We start from the raw sequence: 17,278 nt of genomic DNA, 5'->3' as shown, positions 1-17,278 counted from the left end.
CTTTAAGGAACATCATGCGCCATTGAAGGTGTGGCTGGGAAGGTGTGGCTGGCAGCCCTTCTTTGCGCGGAGAACGTTTCAGTTTTTTTGCAGTTGTGTGAAGATTGTTCAAAACGAAAACGGGCGGCAGAAGCCACCCGTTTCGTCGTCGGCAGTGAAAGCTGATGATCAGCCGGCGGTTTCTTCCGCAGGAGCTTCTTCGGCCGGAGCGGCAGCTGCTTCAGCAGCGGCGGCCTTTTCGGCTTCGGCGGCAGCAGCGGCGGCTTCCGCATCAGCAATGACCTTGGCCTTTGCATCTTCCTCGGCCTGCTTGGCCATGGCAACTCGTTCCTGTGCCTTCTTGCCCGGCAATGCCTTTTCAGGATTCAAGCGGGTGTCGCGCTTGGCGATACCGGCCTGGTCCAGGAAGCGAAGGACGCGGTCTGTCGGCTGCGCGCCATGACCGATCCAGTAGTTGATGCGGTCGGCATCCAGCTTTACGCGGTCGCCGTCCTTGGGGAGCATCGGGTTCCAGGAACCGACGTTCTCGATGAAACGGCCATCGCGCGGCGAGCGGACGTCAGCAATGACGACGTGGTAGTAAGGGCGCTTTTTCGACCCTGCGCGGGCCAGACGGATTTTCAGTGGCATTGGTATTCTCCTTGACGTGTGTTTGCTTTAGCCGCCGTTTTCCTTGGCGGCTGTTGTTTCGTGATGCCTGATCACTTCCTTGACGATGAAGTTCAGGAACTTCTCGGCAAAATCGGGGTCCAGATCTGAATCGAGCGCCAGCGAGCGCAGCCGTTCGACCTGTTGTTTCTCGCGGCCCGGGTCAGCAGGTGCGAGGCCATTCTTCGCCTTCAGAACGCCCACTGCCTTCGTGCAGCGGAAGCGTTCGGCCAGCATGTGGATCAGCGCCGCATCGATATTGTCGATGGATGCGCGCAACTCGAGCAGTTCCTTGGGAAGGGATGACGATGACATATTCATCCTTTCTTCTTTGGCAGGCCGGGCAGGCCGCCGCCGAGGCCAGGCAGGCGCGGCATGCCGCCGCCAAGCCCGCCCAAACCGCCTGGAAGTCCACCGGGTCCGCCGGGCAAGCCGCCGCCTTTGCCGAAGCCGGCTGCTTCCGCCTGCTTCTGCAAGGCTTCAAGCTGCTTCGGGTCCATTTTCGACAGGTCGGGCATGCCTCCCATGCCGCCGAGACCCCCAAGCCCCATCTTGGCGCCAAGGCCGCCCATCATCTGTTTCATCATGCCGCCTTTGCCCTTGCCGCCCATCGCCTTCATCATGTCCGCCATCTGGCGGTGCATCTTGAGAAGCTTGTTGATGTCGGCGGCATTGGTGCCGGAGCCCTTGGCAATACGCTGCTTGCGGGAATGCTTGAGCATGTCCGGGTTGCTGCGCTCCGCCTTTGTCATCGATGAGATGATGGCGAGCTGGCGTTTGAAGATGGAATCGTCAAGGCCGGCAGCGGCCATCTGATCCTTCATCTTGCCCATGCCAGGCATCATCCCCATGATGCCGCCCATGCCGCCCATCTTCTGCATCTGGCCGATCTGGTCAGCCAGATCGTTCAGGTCGAATTTGCCGGACTGCATCTTTTTGGCCATCGCGGCGGCTTTTTCCGCGTCGATGTTTTCGGCAGCCTTCTCGACCAGCGAAACGATGTCGCCCATGCCAAGAATGCGGTCGGCGATACGGCGGGGATAGAATTCCTCCAGCGCATCCATCTTTTCGCCGGTGGCGATGAGCTTGATCGGCTTGCCGGTGACGGCGCGCATGGACAGTGCCGCACCACCGCGCCCATCGCCGTCCATGCGGGTGAGAACGAGGCCGGTAATGCCGACGCGCTCATCGAAGGAGCGCGCAAGATTGACGGCGTCCTGGCCGGTCAGCGCATCGGCGACGAGCAGGATTTCGTGCGGATTGGCCTTCTTCTTGATATCGGCCATTTCGAGCATAAGCGGCTCGTCGATATGGGTGCGGCCGGCCGTATCAAGAATGACCACATCATGGCCGCCGAGCTTGGCCGCCTGCACGGCGCGCGCAGCGATCTCGACCGGCGTTTGCCCGGCTATGACCGGCAGCGTATCAACGCCAGTCTGTACGCCGAGCTGGCGCAACTGTTCCTGCGCGGCGGGACGGCGCGTATCCAGAGAGGCGAGAAGCACCTTTTTCCTTGACCGCTCTGTCAGGCGCTTGCCGATCTTGCCGGTGGTGGTGGTTTTACCGGAGCCCTGAAGACCGACCATCATGATGACGACTGGCGCAGGAGCGTTCAAATCGATGGTGACGCCCTCGGCGCCAAGCATGTCGACGAGTTCATCATGGACGATCTTGACGACCATCTGACCGGGCTTGATGCTCTTGACGATATCTGCGCCTACCGCCTTGGCACGGACCTTGTCGGTAAACGAGCGTACGACATCAAGGGAAACGTCAGCTTCGATCAACGCCCGGCGCACTTCGCGCAAGGCGGCCGCCACATCGGCATCCGACAGCGCGCCGCGGCCTGTCAGGCCGTTCAATATCGAACCCAGTCGTTCCTGTAAGCTTTCAAACATCCAATTTTCCTTCAGAGTCCGTTGTAAACTCTACTGCGGCGGTCATCTGACGCAGTTTTCTGTGCTTCCGGTGCTCACGCACCTTAAGTACGCTGCGCCCTGGTTCTTTGAAAACCACGTCATATGGCTCGCCGCAGCGACTTTCCCAACGGACTCTTATCCTTCAGAGACCCGTTCCCCAAAAGATAAGTACCAACCGCGCCAGGGCAAAGAGCTCAAAGCAGAATGACACCCGAGGGCGCATCGCGCTGTCGGGTGTTGACCTCCGGGATCGTTGAACCCTTGCCGGGTCCCGGTTGGCTGCTCGGAGCTAGAACTCGTCGCGGTGGATAGCGGGCTTAAACAGGAAATACAATGTGAAGTCAAGATCTGAAGGTTCAGGCGCGTTTCTTCCGGCGAGACGCGGTGTCCGGCTGCCCAAGCCCGGTTTCGTGCTGCATGAACTTTCGCAACGCCTCGTCGATACGGCCCTGCCAGCCACGACCGCCCGAGCGAAAATGATCGAGTACGTCGGGGCTAAGGCGGATGGAGACGGGGATCTTGGGCGCTTCAGTGACCGGACGACCCGGGCGACGCTTTGTCAAAACACCTGCCAGGATAGTGTCGGGGTCCTCTGTAGCTGCTTTGGTGAGTGCGGCGTCTTCTTCATCTGTCAATGAATTCCCGTAGGCAATCGCGAGCGCCAGGGCTTCCTCGTCCGTCCACGTCTTATGTTTTCGACTCAACATATTCGTTTACATCCTTCCTCAAAGCGGGCCTCAAAGAGATAACCCGGATCACATCGCCACGTTCGGTGTATACAAGAACGAACAACCTGGTTGCGATCAGTCCAATGGCTCTAATTCGTTCCTCGCCATAATCCGTACGCAAGTCGAGCCACTCCACCGCGGTCCCGAATTGAAACTGCTCCGCGATGTCAAAACCGACTTTGTGTTTGAGCAAGTTGCTCCGGTTCTTTTCTTCGTCCCAAACAAATCTACTCATGAAAATCGCTTTGGTCAATAATTATTGTATATACAAAAATACCAGACGAGCATAACCGAACAGGATTGAGCTTAAAGAAGAACAGTGTGAGGGGCTCTCATCAATTAGTTCAACACGCGGCCTTTGCCGCGCAATGGCCAAGGCAACCCAGGATTGCACCCAAACGAGACATGGGTTTGGCCGGGGTCAACCGCGATCTGCCGTATATGCAGGCTCAAATTTGGGCTGAAACTTCGAGAATGAGTGCTGTTTCACCCGATTTAGCTCTATTCTTGCAGATGACAGCACAGCAGAAAAATGGCAGATAGAACACGACGATTCAACCTTCGAGGAGATTTTCATGGCATTCGTTGCCAAAAGCAGATTTTTTGCAGCTGTAGCGACAGCGCTTCTCATGACCGCTGGCGCAGCGCAGGCTGCCGCCTCGTGCGGCAAGACGTCCGCGGGATTCGAGGCATGGGTCCAGGATTACAAGCAGGAAGCCGCAGCGCAGGGCATTGGCAGCAGGGGCATCAATGCTCTGGATGGCGTCAAGTATTCCACGAAGACGATCAATGCCGATCGCAACATGAAAAGCTTCAAATACACGCTCGACAAGTTCATGCAGGTACGCGGCGCCCAGACGATCATCTCACGGGGCCGGGCGCAAAAGGCCCAGAACGCCGCACTATTCGACCGGATCGAGCAGCGCTATGGCGTGCCAGCCGGACCGATCATCGCCATCTGGGGCATGGAAACCGGCTTCGGCAGCTTCCTTGGCAACCAGAACACGCTCTCCGCAGTGGCCACACTTGCCTATGACTGCCGTCGACCGGATTACTTCCGGCCCCACCTGAATGCCGCTTTGAAGCTTATCGACAATGGCACGCTGGCTCCCAACGCGGTCGGCGCCATGCACGGCGAAATCGGCCAGACACAATTCCTTCCGCTCAACGTCCTACGCTACGGCGCTGATGGCGACGGCAATGGCCGCATCGATATGGTGCGTTCGAAAGCCGATGCACTCGCATCGACAGCGAATTTTCTGGTCGGGCATGGCTGGCAGAGGGGGGCAGGCTACCAGCCAGGTCAGGCGAATTTCGGCGCTATTGCCGGCTGGAACGCTGCTAGCGTATATCAGCAGGCGATTGCCATTATCGGTCAGAAGATCGACGGCGAATAATATCGAACATTCTGGTGGAGGGGCCGGCATCGCGCCGGCCTTTTCCGTTCAGAAGCCCTCACAGGCTCCTCCAAGGGAAGTCTGGGCGCTTTCGATAACCCTGCCGTTGCGAAAGTTGAAAATCTCGCGCGTGTAGGTGGTATTGGCAGGGAACTGATAGCAGACGAAAACCGTCGTCGTCTCGCCTTCAACGCCGCCGATGCGGTGGCGGACTTTTGCGTTATGGACAGCATTCTTCCACTCGTCCAGACTTGCCAGGAACTCGTCCTTCGTCTGGATCGTATCGATATCCTCCAGGATGACCGTGGCCTCGTCGGCCAGAATTTTGTCGAATACCGAACGGTCCGCAGTGCCGAGAGCCGAGTACCAGGCTTCTATGATTGCATTATGTGCATCATCGGCAGAGCCAGGACGCATTACTGAGAGAATGACGGCGATCATGATCATGAATCGCGCCATTGCCTGTTTCCTACTCGAGCGCGGCGGGGGCACCGACCTCTTCAGGGTCGGGGCGGAGGAAGTCACCAGTTTCCGGGTTCATGATCCACAGTTCGCCTGTGGAAATGTCGAACCAAGCGCCATGCAAGGTGAGTCGGCCTTTCTTTTCGAGGATGTCGATACAGGGGAAGGTTCGCAGATTTCGCAGGGAATAGCGGATAGATATGCGTTCCAGCGCAGTCTGGCGCTCGAACGGCGTCATCAGCTCATTGGCGGAAACCGCGTCCGCAGCCGGAGCCACGAGGCTCATCCACTTGCCGATGAAGTCGCCGGGAGAGAGAGGCTCGCTGTCACCATCGAGCGCGGCCTTGATGCCGCCACACCGGCCGTGACCAAGGACGACGATATTCTTCACCTTAAGGCTCTGCACGGCAAATTCGAGCGCTGCCGAGGTCGAATGATATTCGCCATCCGGAGCGTATGGCGGTACGAGATTGGCAACGTTGCGGACGACGAAAATTTCGCCGGGGGCAGTGTCGAAGATGATCTCAGGCGCCGAGCGAGAATCGCAGCAGGCGATGACAAGGGTTTCCGGGGTCTGGCCCTGATCAGCCAGCTGCTTGTAACGCATCGTCTCATTGGCATAACGCTGCGCCATGAAGTTGCGATAGCCGGTGAGGAGTCTTTCGGGAAGCAGAGTCATTCTTTTCCTCTAATCCTGAACAGTGACAAGATCAATTGGTCTAAAGGCCCGAATAAAGTTCGCCGCCTCCTGACGAATTTTCGCTGGGGCTGCAACGTTCTACGCCCTGATGCCCTTGCTAGGATGAACCAGACGGCGCATCTGCGTCATTGCCATGGGGGTGGAGAGGCTGGATGCATCCGCTTCCAGCATCAATTCGTCGGCACCGCGCTTGGCGGAGCGGGCCATGATTTCAAAGACAGAGGCTGTGGTGCGCTGCAGCACCTGTTCAAGATCGAGGCCCGCCAGCATGCGTGCGAGAAAGAGTGCGGACGTGAGATCACCGAGGCCATTGGTCGGGCCGGTGACGAGACGATGTTCTGCGAGCAGGGCGAGCGAATGGGTGATCAGCAGATTGCCGGTTCCGCCCGCGATCATCGGATGGGCCGAGGTGACGAGCATCGTACCCGGTCCGGCGTGCAACGCAGCCTGCATGATCGCCTTGTTGTCCGGCAGTTCAGCCCCGGTCAGCCATGCCAGTTCAAAACGATTGGGCGTGGCAACATCGGCCAGCGGCATCAATTGGTCGCGAATGGCGATCGCGGTTGCCTCCGGCACATACAATCCCTTTTCGTCGCCGATCACCGGATCGCATAAATAGAGGACGCTCTTGTTGCGAGCTTTGACCGCCTTGACCAGGCGGGCGACACTTGCCGCCTGCGCTGCATTGCCCAGATACCCGCTCATGATGCCGCTGACCTCGCCAAGCCACGGTGCACGTTCAAGATCGGCGATCAGATCATCGAACTGCTGCGGCTCCAGCACGATACGCTTGGCGGGTCCATGGCCGGGGTGCCACGGCAGAATGACGGTTGGTACAGCCCAGACCGGATGGCCAAGCGTCTCGAGCGCGAATACAGCCGCGCGATTGCCGACCGAGCCGCGAACGACGTGGCTGGAAATGACGATGACGGCGTTGGAAGAGGCAGCAACTGAACTGGTCATTGGAAATACTCATGCGAGAATTCGGCAAAGCGCGACTCAGGCCTTGCCGACTATAGAACTGATCACCCAGATAATCATGGCAATCAAGACAAGCAATCCAAGAATCCTGCCGATGCGGGTGCCCCAGACTTCGATCGAATCGGCCTGATCCGCATCTTCGGCAGAAAAATGGCCCTTGGTACGTTCGACGAGACCGCCGGAAGCGGATTCGCGATCGATCCGTTCAATTATTCGTCGCGCTTCGGCGTCGGTCCGACGCTTTCCATCGTGTTCAGGCATGAAATACCTTCTTTGCAGCCGGAGCTTCAGGGCGCACGCAGCATAGCGCTTTGGCTGTTCCTTTTGCAGGAAAAAATAGCTAGGTTCGTGCTGCTTCGTTCTGGAGCGGCGAATCTGTACCCGGGGAGAGGATTCCAATGCACCAATCAACTTGCCTGCCGGCACCGCGTCGCGCATTTTCCGTCATTGCCCTGTTTCTTCTCGTGCCGCTGCTTTCGGCCTGCGGCTTCAACACTATTCCGACCAATGAAGAGCGGGCGAAGGCTGCATGGAGCGAAGTGCTGAACCAGTATCAGCGGCGGGCCGATCTCATTCCCAATCTTGTCGAAACGGTAAAAGGCTACGCAGCGCAGGAAAAGGACGTGCTGACGTCCGTCGTCGAGGCGCGTGCCAAGGCGACATCGGTGCAGGTGACGCCGGAGACGCTCACGGACCCCAATGCGATGAAGGTGTTCCAGGAAAATCAGGCACAATTGACAGGCGCGCTTTCGCGACTGCTGGCAGTGGTAGAGAACTACCCGGACCTGAAATCGAACCAGAACTTCCTGGCTTTGCAGTCGCAGTTGGAAGGCACCGAGAACCGTATAGCCGTGTCCCGCCGCGACTATATCGAGGCTGTTCGCGTCTACAACACCTCGCTCAGGACCATGCCGACGATGATCTGGAAGTGGATCTGGTTTACGGGCAATGAACCCTACCAGACATTCACGATCGAGGATTCGGCCAAGCAGACGCCTCAGGTGAAGTTCTAGAGCAGGCAATGAGCGCCTTGCGCCAGACCGCGACCGGCTTCATGCGGCGCCTGATGGCCGTCGCGCTGCTGGCACTTTTGTCGGTCGGTGCATCTGCTGCGGAACTGCCTGCTCTGACCGGCCGCGTGGTCGATGGCGCAAACGTCATCGATGCGGCGACGCGGGATCAGATAACCCGGAAGCTGGAGGCATTCGAGGCAAAATCGTCGGACCAGGTCGTGGTGGTAACGGTGCCGAGCCTCGAGGGCGAGGAGATCGAGCCCTATTCCAACCGGCTTTACCGCACCTGGGCGATCGGCCAGAAACAGGAAAGCAATGGTGTCCTGCTGGTTGTCGCGCCGAATGACCGCAAGGTCCGTATCGAAGTCGGGTATGGGCTCGAAGGCACATTGACCGACCTGTTATCGAAGCTGATCATCGAGAACATCATTATTCCCGATTTTCGCAACGGCGATTTTTCCGGCGGTATCGACAAGGGCGTCGATGGCATTCTGGCGGTTCTGTCCGGTGATGCGGCCGAACTGGAAGCCCGCGCCAAGCGGAATGCACAGGAGCCGGCATCCGATGTGGACTGGTTCGTCGTCGCCTTTGTCGCGGTCTGGATCTTGATTTTCTTCGGCGGTTTCGGCATGGCCGTACTGGCGCCGATGTTCGGACGCAAGATCGGTCCAGGCCAATATGAATGGCTCGGCATGCATGTCGACACGCGTCCGCGACGCCGCTCCGGCGGCTGGTCTTCCGGCGGCGGCGGATGGTCGTCCGGAGGGGGTGGCTGGTCATCTGGCGGCGGGGGAGGCGGTTTTTCCGGCGGCGGCGGATCATCCGGCGGCGGCGGCGCTTCGGGGAGCTGGTAGAAATGACTTCACGACCTCTGAACGAAGCCTATCACACGCGCATCGCCGAAGCCATTCGCGATGCTGAACGTCGCACTAGCGGCGAGATTTACGCGGTATTGGCCCGGCGCAGCGACAGCTATTTCTATGTTGCCGGATTTACCGTGGCTTGTGGCATCCTGCTTGCCGCCGTCCTCGTTGCGGTGGCGGCGCACTGGTATTGGTACACCATTCCACTGCCTGTCTTCGGCATTGCCATCCTTGCAGCCTTTCTGGCGGCCGTGCTGGTGCTCTGGCTGTTTCCCTCCGTAACCATGTGGCTGGTGCCGCGACGCATCCGGTACAAGCGGGCGCACCTCAATGCTATCCAGCAGTTCCTTGCGCGCAACGTCCATCGCACGAGCGAGCGGACCGGCGTTCTCCTATTCGTTTCGCTGGCGGAACGATATGCCGAGGTGATTGCCGACGCCGGTATCAACGCAAAGGTCAATCAGGATGAATGGAATGGCATCGTCGCCATTTTGACCAACCATGCTGAAAGGGATGATCTGGCCTCCGGCTTTGTAAAAGCGATCGAGAAGTCGGGGTCATTGCTGGAAGAACATTTCCCCGTGAGCGCCCAGGACATGAACGAACTCGATGATCATCTGGTCGAATTGTAACTTTGTTGCGTGTCATATCAATTTCACTGCCGGAGTGCAGTTTGTGGTCGAAAATAGCGCCCGAACGGCTATGATCCTGCAAAATATCTAATCCAGGGGGAATTTTTATGACTTCCATGACCAGACCGGACGTAAAAGCCGCTGTGAAGTCAAAACCGCCCAAAGCCGCCAGGGAGAAGAAGCCGAAAGCCGGATTGTTCGAAGAACTGTTATTCGCCCGGGCGCCGGAAGAAGATCTTGCCGTCTATGACAGCGGCGCGCTCACGGCGTCCGCCAAGCTCGCAGAAGACGCGCTTTCGCGATTCAAGTCAGGTCAGCCTCTGATCGATCTCAGCGAAAACAATGTAATCCACCGCGACGGCCGGCCGATCACCGTCATCACCCTGATCAATGACAACATGCCCTTTCTGCTCGACTCGGTGCTCGGGGAGATCAGCGAGCGGGTAACGGCCGTTTACCTCGTCCTGCATCCGGTCATGGATATCGACCGAGGCAAGAACAGTATCATCGGCGCTGCGGGCCCTGAGAAGCCGGGCCCTGATGTAGCCCGGGTCAGCGTCATGCAGATCCATGTTCCGGCCCTCGACGGGCATTCGCGTGAAATCATGACCGCAGCGCTCACCACCGTGCTTAAACAGGTGCGTGAAGCGGTCAATGACCGCGCAGCGATGGTAGAGCGGCTGAGCGATGCGATAGAGGCCTACAAGACCGGCAAGACTCCCCTGAAGAAGGCCGCCGCCGCAGAGGCGGTAGAATTTCTCGAATGGCTGCGCGACAATAATTTCACGTTTTTGGGAGTCCGCGAATATGATTATCAAGGTGACGACAGCCAGGGTGAGCTCGAACGATCCGGCAAGCGCGGCCTCGGCATCCTGAGCGATCCGGATGTGCGCGTGCTCAAGCGCGGCAACCAAGGTGTGACGACGACCCCGCAAATCATCGCTTTCCTTACAGGCCCCGAGCCGCTGATCGTCACCAAGGCCAATACGAAGTCGCTGGTGCACCGTCGCGGCTACATGGATTATATCGGCGTAAAAACATTCGATTCGAACGGGAAGGTCGCGGGAGAACTACGCTTCGTCGGCCTGTTTACATCGGGCGCCTATACGCGTTCTGTCCTCCAGATACCGTATCTGCGCTCCAAGACCGAGGCGGTTATCACCCGTCTTGGTTTCAACCGGGAAGACCACTCCGGCAAGCAACTGATCAAGGTACTCGAGAGCTACCCGCGCGACGATCTGTTTCAGATCGACGTCAAGACGCTGACACGAAACGCCGAGATCATTCTGGCGCTGGGCGAGCGGCCGCGCGTGCGGGTGCTGCCGCGCGTCGATCCTTTCGGCCGCTTCGCATCGATCATCGTGTTCGTGCCGCGCGAACGCTACGATTCGATCGTGCGCGAGAAAATCGGCTCGCACCTCGCCAAGGTCTACGAAGGCCATGTTTCGGCCTTCTACCCGGCATTTCCGGAGGGTGCGCTTGCCCGGGTGCATTTCATCATCGGCCACACGGGCGATGACTTCCCGAAGGTCAGGCGCGAGGCGCTGGAGGAGACCGTTCGTGCGATCGTCCGAACCTGGGAAGATGCGGTTGCAGAGGTCGGTGACCGCACCGGTAGATCGGAATTCACGGCGCTCGCAGCGGCCTTTCCGGATTCCTACCGGGAGAACTTCTCACCGGACGAGGCACTGGTGGACGCGAGCCGTATTGCCGGCCTTTCACGGAACAACCCGCTCTACGTGGATTTCTACCGCCACCGGACCGATGGCCCTAACGCTGCTTCGCTGAAGATTTACCACTACGGTTCGGCAGTCGCCCTGTCTCATCGCGTACCTCTGCTCGAGAACATGGGTTTCAGGGTCATCAGCGAGCAGACGTTTCAGCTTCCCGCCGTCGACGGAAGCTCGCTATTCGTGCACGACATGGAACTCGTCAGTTCCTCCGGATCAGCCATCGATCTTGCCGATGACGGCGCCTTGTTCGAAGACGTATTCCGCTTCATCTGGAATGGCACGTCCGACAATGACGGCTACAACGCGCTTGCCCTCACAGGGCAGCTGAACGCCCGGCAGATCATCATCTTGCGCGCTTACGGGCGCTATCTGCAGCAGGCAGGCATCCCCTATTCGCAGGATTTCATCGCGGCGACGCTCAATCGATATCCGGCGATTGCCAGGCAAATCTTCGACCTGTTCGAGCAGAGATTGAATCCCGCCAGGGCGGGCATACAATCGGAACGCAGGCAGACCATGATTCGCGCCTCGATTGAACAGGCGCTGCAGGACGTACCAAGCCTCGACGATGATAGAATTCTGCGCCGGTTTCTCAACCTGATCGAATCGACCCTGCGTACCAATGCGTTTGCACCGGAGGAAGACGGAGCCGAACGCGTGACGCTGGCCTTCAAGCTCGACCCGAGAGAGCTCGACGCTTTGCCCGAGCCACGACCCTATCGCGAAATCTTTGTCTACGGACCGGAGGTCGAGGGCGTGCACCTGCGCTTCGGCCCGGTCGCACGCGGTGGCCTGCGCTGGTCGGATCGTGCGCAGGACTACAGGACGGAAGTGCTGGGCCTGGTAAAGGCACAGCAGGTAAAGAACGCAGTCATCGTTCCCGTTGGCGCCAAAGGCGGCTTTTTTCCCAAGCGCCTGCCGGTCGGAACCGACCGCAATGCGATTTTCGAAGCCGGCCGCGCTGCCTATATCACCTTCATTTCGACGCTGCTCTCGGTGACTGACAACCTGCACGGAGAGACAGTCGTTCCGCCGGACAACGTGCTCCGCCTGGATGGTGACGACCCCTATTTCGTCGTGGCTGCAGACAAGGGAACGGCGACATTTTCCGACACGGCGAATGCAATCAGCCAAGCGCATGATTTCTGGCTCGACGATGCATTCGCTTCCGGGGGCTCGGCCGGTTACGACCACAAGAAAATGGGAATTACCGCGCGCGGCGCCTGGGAGGCGGTAAAACGCCATTTCCGGGAACTCGACAAGGACATCCAGAAAGCGCCTTTCACCGTCGTCGGCGTCGGCGACATGTCAGGCGACGTATTCGGCAACGGCATGCTGCTATCGCCGCAAACAAGGCTCATCGCGGCGTTCGACCACCGCGACATCTTCATCGATCCGGAACCCGATGTGAAGGCGACGCTGAAAGAGCGCCAGCGGCTGTTCAACCTGCCGCGCTCGAGCTGGCAGGATTTTGACAGAAGCAGGATTTCCAAGGGTGGCGGCGTGTTCTCGCGCTCGCAGAAGTCGATAACGCTGTCGAAGGATGCGGCCAAAGCCATCGGCCTTGCCAAGACCACAGCAACTCCCCTGGAGATCATGACTGCGATACTCAAAGCGCCGGTCGACCTGCTATGGTTCGGCGGTATCGGCACCTATATTCGCTCCTCGCTCGAGACCGACGCGGAAGCGGGTGACCGTGCCAATGATGCAATCCGCATCACCGGGAGCGACGTTCGCGCCAAGGTCATCGGCGAAGGCGCCAATCTCGGCATGACGCAAAAGGCACGCATCGAGTTCGGTTTGCTCGGTGGGCGTTGCAACTCGGACGCCATCGACAATTCGGCCGGCGTCAACACTTCCGACGTCGAGGTCAACATCAAGATCGCACTGGCCCAAGCTATGCGCTCGGGCAAGCTGCAGCGTGCCGAGCGCGACGTATTGCTGGAATCGATGACCGAGGAAGTCGGCGATCTGGTGCTGCGCAACAATTACCTGCAGACCCTGGCACTTTCGCTGGCGCAGCGGCGCGGTGTGCACGACCTCGCCTATCAGGCGCGCTTCATCAGCGATCTGGAGGCAAGGAAACTCCTGAATCGCAAGGTCGAGACGCTGCCCGACGACAAGGCCCTGGCGGAACGGCAGGTGGAAGGTATTCCCCTTACCCGAGCGGAGCTCGGCGTCCTTCTTGCCTATTCCAAGATCGTTCTTTCCGATCAGATTCTGGCAAGCGACCTGCCGGACGATCCCTATCTCGAACGCGAACTGATGGAATATTTTCCGCGCCAGATGAAAGAGGGCTTCAGCGAGGAGATCCGCACGCATCGCCTGCGCCGCGATATCATCGCCACGCAGCTTGCCAATGATGTGATCAATCGCGGCGGCCCGACCTTTGTGAGCCGGCTTTCCGACCTGACGGGACATTCGGGTCCCGACATCGTCCGGGCCTATATCGTCGTGCGGGACGGTTTCGAAGTGGACGGCATTTTCGCCGGCATAGACGCGCTGGACAACAGCATCTCAGGTGAAATCCAGAACGGTTTCTACGCCAAGGTCGCGCGCATGCTGAACTGGACGACCGCCTGGGTACTGCGAAACAAGACGAGCGCAGGGGGGCTTGGGGCGGCGATTGCGGAAATCAAAACTGCACGCGACACATTGCAGCCGCGCCTCGACAAGCTGCTGCCCGCATCGGTGACCGGAATCATCCGGGAAGAGGCGATCAGCAACGCCGCCCTTGGTGCGCCTCCGGCTCTTGCGGCACAACTGGCAAGGCTGGAGATTGCGCCGATCATCCCGGATATCGCTGCAGTGGCGCAGCAGGCCAATGTGGACACAGCCAGCGCGGCAAAGGCCTATTTCGATATTTCCGAGGCCTTCCGCATTGGACGGATAGAGGACGCGGCGCGTGGTGTTTCCGTTGCAGACTATTATGACGGGCTGGCGCTGGCGCGGGCAACCGACTTGATCTCGCAGGCGAGGCGCGGCATCGCTGTTGCGGCGCTGACCAAGTATGGCAAAGGCGGTGGTGATCCGGCGAAGGACTGGCTGGCAAGCCGCGGTGCTCACGTCGACGAGGTGCGCCAACGCATGGTCAATATCGTGGAGACCGGAGACCTTACGGTATCGCGGCTTGCCGTCGCGGCCGGATTGCTCTCGGACCTATCCTGACTTCCTAGATCCCGAATGTTACAAAGCTTCTTGTTGCCGGATTCCTCCTATGAAGAACCGGCAACCACATTCTGGGGAATCAATGCCTGAAATGGCGCATGCCGGTGAAGACCATGGCAATGCCATGCTCATCGGCTGCTGCGATCACCTCGTCGTCGCGCATGGAACCGCCCGGCTGGATCACCGCAGTTGCACCGGCGGCCACGGCTGAGAGGAGGCCATCGGCAAAAGGAAAGAAGGCGTCGGAGGCCACGGCCGAGCCCTTGGTCAATGGCGTATCGAGACCGGCAGCTTCGGCGGCATCCTGCGCCTTGCGCGCGGCGATGCGCGCGCTGTCGACGCGGCTCATCTGACCCGCGCCGATACCGACGGCGGCGCCATCCTTGACGTAGACGATGGCGTTCGACTTCACATGCTTGGCGATGCGAAAGGCAAGCTTGAGGTCGGACATCTCGGCTTGCGTCGGCGCGCGCCTGGTAACGACCTTCAGGTCGAGGTCATCGACGACACCGCTATCGCGCGACTGGACGAGAATACCTCCTGCAACGGTCTTGGCGCTGATGCCGCCGGCGCGCGGATCGGGCAGTCCGCCGGTCACCAGCAGTCGCAGGTTCTTCTTGGCGGCCACGATCGCCTGGGCTTCGGGCGTTGCGTCCGGCGCGATGATGACTTCGGTGAACGTCTTGACGATCTCCTGCGCAGCTTCGGCGTCGAGCGTCTTGTTGAGTGCGACGATACCGCCGAAAGCGGAGACCGGATCACAGGCGAGCGCTTTCAGATAGGCTTCCTTGAGGGTTGCGCCTTCGGCGACGCCGCAAGGATTGGCGTGCTTGATGATGGCAACCGCGGACGTGCGGGCGGGATCGAACTCGGCGACAAGCTCGAAGGCGGCGTCCGTATCGTTGATATTGTTGTAGGAGAGCTGCTTGCCCTGAAGCTGCGTGGCCGTGGCAACGCCCGGCCGCTTTTCGCCTGTCAAATAGAAACCGGCCGACTGGTGCGGGTTTTCGCCGTAACGCATGACCGAATGCAGATGGCCGCCTATGGCGCGGCGCGACGGAGTTTCGGTCATGAGGCTTTCCGCGAACCAACCGGAGATTGCGGCGTCGTAGGTGGCGGTACGGGCGTAGGCCTTGGCTGCAAGGCTTTGCCGGAACGAGTAGGGCAGCGAACCTTCATGCTTGTCGAGCATGGCGATGACCATGTCATAGTCGCCGGTATCGGTGACGACGCCGACATAGGCGTGGTTCTTGGCCGCGGCGCGGATCATGGCGGGCCCGCCAATGTCGATATTCTCGACGATGTTGGCGTAGTCGGCTCCGGAGTGGCGGACCTCCTCGAAGGGATAAAGGTTGATCACCACCAGATCGATGCCCTGGATGCCGTGGGTATTCATCGCTTCGACGTGCTCGGGATCGTCGCGGACAGCAAGCAGGCCGCCGTGAACGTTGGGATGCAGGGTCTTGACGCGCCCATCCATGATCTCCGGAAAGCCGGTGATATCGGCGACATCTCGAACGGGAATCCCTTCCGCCGCTATCGCCTTCGAGGTGCCTCCGGTGGACAGGAGCTCAACGCCATGACGATGCAGCGCATGGGCGAGAGCGATGAGGCCGGCCTTGTCGGACACGGAAAGGAGGGCACGCTTGACGGGATAAAGGTTAGGCGGGGAATAGGATTTGGCGGCGACGGCCATGAGAATTCGTCCTCAGCAGAATGAAAATCGAGCGGATTTGCTTGGCCGTTAGCACAGGCAAAGCTGGAATCCTACCTTTTATGTCCTGGAACGACGCTCTGTGGCGAACACAAGCAGGACCGCAACACCCATTGCCGCGCCCGCCAATGCCGTGGTCCACCAGCCGCCATAGAAATAGGTGGCGGCGGCAAGGGCGGAACCGGCGGAACCGAGCAGGAAAACAATGGTCATGTAGACGGCATTCAAGCGGCCCCGAGCCTGGTCATCGAGAGAGAAGATGATGCGCTGGCTGAGGATCTGGTTCGTCTGGACGGCACTGTCGATGAAAACAGCGGCAAGGACGAGCGCGGTGATCGAAATGGCAGTTCCGGCCCAGCCCGCAATGACGAACCAGATCGCCAGGGTCATCATGGCGACGGCCGTGCCCTGCCTCGTATAGCCACGATCCGCGAGCCGCCCGGCAACGGGAGCAGCCAGTGCGCCGGCCGCCCCTGCAAGTGCGAAAAGGGCAATCTGGCGCTGGCTGTAGCCGAACTGATCGGTCAAAAGCAGGGGAATTCCGGTCCAGAACAGGTTGAAACTGGCGAACATGATGCCCTGATAGAAGGCTCGGCGTTGCAGTGCCGGGGTGGTGACGAGAAGGTGCCACATGGAGGCGAGGATCGCCCCATAACGCATCCCGCCCTGCGGCATACGTTGTGGCAGCGCGGCACGCAGAAGTAGCATGACTGCGAGCATCGCGGCGGCCGAGATGAAGAAAATGGCGCGCCAGCCGAACTCCGAAGCCACAAGATTGGCAAGTGGGCGCGCCAGCATGATCCCGGTCAGCAGGCCCGCCATCACATTGCCGATGGTGCGCCCTCGCGAAGCGGCGGGAACGAGATGCGAGGCGAAAGGCACAAGAACCTGCGCACCGCAGGCAAAGAAGCCGATGGTGAAGGACGATAAAAGGAAGGCCGTTGCCGAGCCCGAGAGTGCGGCACCGGCGAGGCCAAGCGCGGTGCCGGCAAGTGTCAGCAGAACCAGACGGCGGTTTTCAACGAGGTCGGCCAGCGAAACCAGGAACAGCAGTCCCGCGCCATATCCAAGCTGGGTCACGGTGACGATGAACCCGGCCATGCCGCCATGCAGATCGAGGTCGTTGCTTATCAAGCCGATAAGAGCTTGTGCGTAGTAGATATTTCCAACCATCGCCCCGCAGGCGAAGGCGAACAGGAACGTCAATGCCGGAGAAAGTCCCGGCAGTTCGGTTGCGAGGGCTTCTTCGGGTTCGGGACGCGGCAATACGTTATCTCGGGAATATGCCATGGGGTTCTCGTTGCCGGCGGTCCTCCCACC

At 59.6% G+C, this 17,278-nt stretch carries 16 protein-coding genes; 5 read left to right on the top strand and 11 right to left on the bottom strand.

All coding sequences use genetic code 11. The annotated features are described in order from the left end of the window. Positions 1 to 168: 168 nt before the first annotated feature. The 5 genes from rpsP to CU100_RS00880 form a co-directional block, all read right to left on the bottom strand. Positions 169 to 630 (bottom strand): 30S ribosomal protein S16, encoded by a 462-nt coding sequence (gene rpsP / locus CU100_RS00900; protein WP_106714687.1) that lies wholly within the window; start codon positions 628 to 630, stop codon positions 169 to 171. A 27-nt stretch (positions 631 to 657) separates the two neighbouring features. Then, the gene (locus tag CU100_RS00895) at positions 658 to 963 is read right to left on the bottom strand and encodes a chorismate mutase (protein WP_407070283.1); all 306 of its coding nucleotides are present in this window, start codon (positions 961 to 963) and stop codon (positions 658 to 660) included. Between the two features lie 2 nt (positions 964 to 965). Beyond that, a complete protein-coding gene (gene ffh / locus CU100_RS00890; RefSeq protein ID WP_106714685.1) occupies positions 966 to 2,546 on the bottom strand; it encodes a signal recognition particle protein in 1,581 nt (526 codons plus the stop codon). A gap of 377 nt (positions 2,547 to 2,923) precedes the next feature. Beyond that, positions 2,924 to 3,274 (bottom strand): BrnA antitoxin family protein, encoded by a 351-nt coding sequence (locus CU100_RS00885; protein ID WP_106714684.1) that lies wholly within the window; start codon positions 3,272 to 3,274, stop codon positions 2,924 to 2,926. After that, positions 3,255 to 3,530, bottom strand: a complete 276-nt coding sequence (locus tag CU100_RS00880) for a BrnT family toxin (RefSeq protein ID WP_106714683.1) — start codon at positions 3,528 to 3,530, stop codon at positions 3,255 to 3,257. Before CU100_RS00880 ends, CU100_RS00885 begins: the two co-directional genes overlap by 20 nt. Before the next feature lie 340 nt (positions 3,531 to 3,870). Between CU100_RS00880 and CU100_RS00875 the strand changes: the two genes are divergently transcribed. Continuing rightward, positions 3,871 to 4,692 carry a lytic murein transglycosylase gene (locus CU100_RS00875; RefSeq protein WP_106714682.1) on the top strand — a complete coding sequence of 274 codons (822 nt, stop codon included), beginning with the start codon at positions 3,871 to 3,873 and terminating at the stop codon, positions 4,690 to 4,692. 48 nt (positions 4,693 to 4,740) lie between these two features. On the opposite strand, the gene CU100_RS00870 is transcribed toward CU100_RS00875, so the two are convergent. The 4 genes from CU100_RS00870 to CU100_RS00855 form a co-directional block, all read right to left on the bottom strand. Further along, positions 4,741 to 5,151 carry a hypothetical protein gene (locus tag CU100_RS00870; RefSeq protein WP_106714681.1) on the bottom strand — a complete coding sequence of 137 codons (411 nt, stop codon included), beginning with the start codon at positions 5,149 to 5,151 and terminating at the stop codon, positions 4,741 to 4,743. A gap of 10 nt (positions 5,152 to 5,161) precedes the next feature. Then, positions 5,162 to 5,833 (bottom strand): carbonic anhydrase, encoded by a 672-nt coding sequence (locus tag CU100_RS00865; RefSeq protein ID WP_106714680.1) that lies wholly within the window; start codon positions 5,831 to 5,833, stop codon positions 5,162 to 5,164. Positions 5,834 to 5,932: 99 nt separating this feature from the next. Further along, complete coding sequence (gene pdxY / locus CU100_RS00860) at positions 5,933 to 6,817, bottom strand: pyridoxal kinase PdxY (protein ID WP_106714679.1); 885 nt, start codon at positions 6,815 to 6,817, stop codon at positions 5,933 to 5,935. 36 nt (positions 6,818 to 6,853) lie between these two features. Continuing rightward, positions 6,854 to 7,096: a hypothetical protein gene (locus CU100_RS00855; protein WP_106715913.1), complete on the bottom strand. Its 243-nt coding sequence runs from the start codon at positions 7,094 to 7,096 to the stop codon at positions 6,854 to 6,856. A gap of 137 nt (positions 7,097 to 7,233) precedes the next feature. Between CU100_RS00855 and CU100_RS00850 the strand changes: the two genes are divergently transcribed. The 4 genes from CU100_RS00850 (at position 7,234) to CU100_RS00835 (ending at position 14,244) form a co-directional block, all read left to right on the top strand. Beyond that, complete coding sequence (locus CU100_RS00850) at positions 7,234 to 7,848, top strand: LemA family protein (protein ID WP_106714678.1); 615 nt, start codon at positions 7,234 to 7,236, stop codon at positions 7,846 to 7,848. 53 nt (positions 7,849 to 7,901) lie between these two features. Then, on the top strand, positions 7,902 to 8,702 hold the full coding sequence (locus CU100_RS00845; protein WP_245418942.1) for a TPM domain-containing protein: 801 nt from the start codon (positions 7,902 to 7,904) through the stop codon (positions 8,700 to 8,702). Positions 8,703 to 8,704: 2 nt separating this feature from the next. Then, entirely contained in the window at positions 8,705 to 9,343 is a 639-nt protein-coding gene (locus CU100_RS00840) for a TPM domain-containing protein (RefSeq protein WP_106714676.1), read from the top strand. 107 nt (positions 9,344 to 9,450) lie between these two features. Further along, a complete protein-coding gene (locus CU100_RS00835; RefSeq protein ID WP_407070282.1) occupies positions 9,451 to 14,244 on the top strand; it encodes an NAD-glutamate dehydrogenase in 4,794 nt (1,597 codons plus the stop codon). A gap of 79 nt (positions 14,245 to 14,323) precedes the next feature. Here the strand turns inward: CU100_RS00835 and purH are convergent, their stop codons facing one another. Beyond that, on the bottom strand, positions 14,324 to 15,940 hold the full coding sequence (gene purH, locus CU100_RS00830) for a bifunctional phosphoribosylaminoimidazolecarboxamide formyltransferase/IMP cyclohydrolase (RefSeq protein WP_106714675.1): 1,617 nt from the start codon (positions 15,938 to 15,940) through the stop codon (positions 14,324 to 14,326). A gap of 78 nt (positions 15,941 to 16,018) precedes the next feature. Beyond that, positions 16,019 to 17,248, bottom strand: a complete 1,230-nt coding sequence (locus CU100_RS00825; protein ID WP_106714674.1) for an MFS transporter — start codon at positions 17,246 to 17,248, stop codon at positions 16,019 to 16,021. Between the last annotated feature and the right edge of the window lie 30 nt (positions 17,249 to 17,278).

The organism is Phyllobacterium endophyticum, from assembly GCF_003010935.1.
In the GTDB taxonomy this organism is placed as follows: Bacteria; Pseudomonadota; Alphaproteobacteria; order Rhizobiales; family Rhizobiaceae; genus Phyllobacterium; species Phyllobacterium endophyticum.
This window is presented reverse-complemented; position numbering and strand designations above follow the sequence as displayed.

Excerpts from the sequence above, each read along its gene's own strand:
- rpsP (WP_106714687.1), bottom strand. The coding sequence starts at position 630 with ATGCCACTGAAAATCCGTCTGGCCCGCGCAGGGTCGAAAAAGCGCCCT.
- CU100_RS00895 (WP_407070283.1), bottom strand. The coding sequence starts at position 963 with ATGTCATCGTCATCCCTTCCCAAGGAACTGCTCGAGTTGCGCGCATCC.
- ffh (WP_106714685.1), bottom strand. The coding sequence starts at position 2,546 with ATGTTTGAAAGCTTACAGGAACGACTGGGTTCGATATTGAACGGCCTG.
- CU100_RS00885 (WP_106714684.1), bottom strand. The coding sequence starts at position 3,274 with ATGTTGAGTCGAAAACATAAGACGTGGACGGACGAGGAAGCCCTGGCG.
- CU100_RS00880 (WP_106714683.1), bottom strand. The coding sequence starts at position 3,530 with ATGAGTAGATTTGTTTGGGACGAAGAAAAGAACCGGAGCAACTTGCTC.
- CU100_RS00875 (WP_106714682.1), top strand. The coding sequence starts at position 3,871 with ATGGCATTCGTTGCCAAAAGCAGATTTTTTGCAGCTGTAGCGACAGCG.
- CU100_RS00870 (WP_106714681.1), bottom strand. The coding sequence starts at position 5,151 with ATGGCGCGATTCATGATCATGATCGCCGTCATTCTCTCAGTAATGCGT.
- CU100_RS00865 (WP_106714680.1), bottom strand. The coding sequence starts at position 5,833 with ATGACTCTGCTTCCCGAAAGACTCCTCACCGGCTATCGCAACTTCATG.
- pdxY (WP_106714679.1), bottom strand. The coding sequence starts at position 6,817 with ATGACCAGTTCAGTTGCTGCCTCTTCCAACGCCGTCATCGTCATTTCC.
- CU100_RS00855 (WP_106715913.1), bottom strand. The coding sequence starts at position 7,096 with ATGCCTGAACACGATGGAAAGCGTCGGACCGACGCCGAAGCGCGACGA.
- CU100_RS00850 (WP_106714678.1), top strand. The coding sequence starts at position 7,234 with ATGCACCAATCAACTTGCCTGCCGGCACCGCGTCGCGCATTTTCCGTC.
- CU100_RS00845 (WP_245418942.1), top strand. The coding sequence starts at position 7,902 with ATGGCCGTCGCGCTGCTGGCACTTTTGTCGGTCGGTGCATCTGCTGCG.
- CU100_RS00840 (WP_106714676.1), top strand. The coding sequence starts at position 8,705 with ATGACTTCACGACCTCTGAACGAAGCCTATCACACGCGCATCGCCGAA.
- CU100_RS00835 (WP_407070282.1), top strand. The coding sequence starts at position 9,451 with ATGACTTCCATGACCAGACCGGACGTAAAAGCCGCTGTGAAGTCAAAA.
- purH (WP_106714675.1), bottom strand. The coding sequence starts at position 15,940 with ATGGCCGTCGCCGCCAAATCCTATTCCCCGCCTAACCTTTATCCCGTC.
- CU100_RS00825 (WP_106714674.1), bottom strand. The coding sequence starts at position 17,248 with ATGGCATATTCCCGAGATAACGTATTGCCGCGTCCCGAACCCGAAGAA.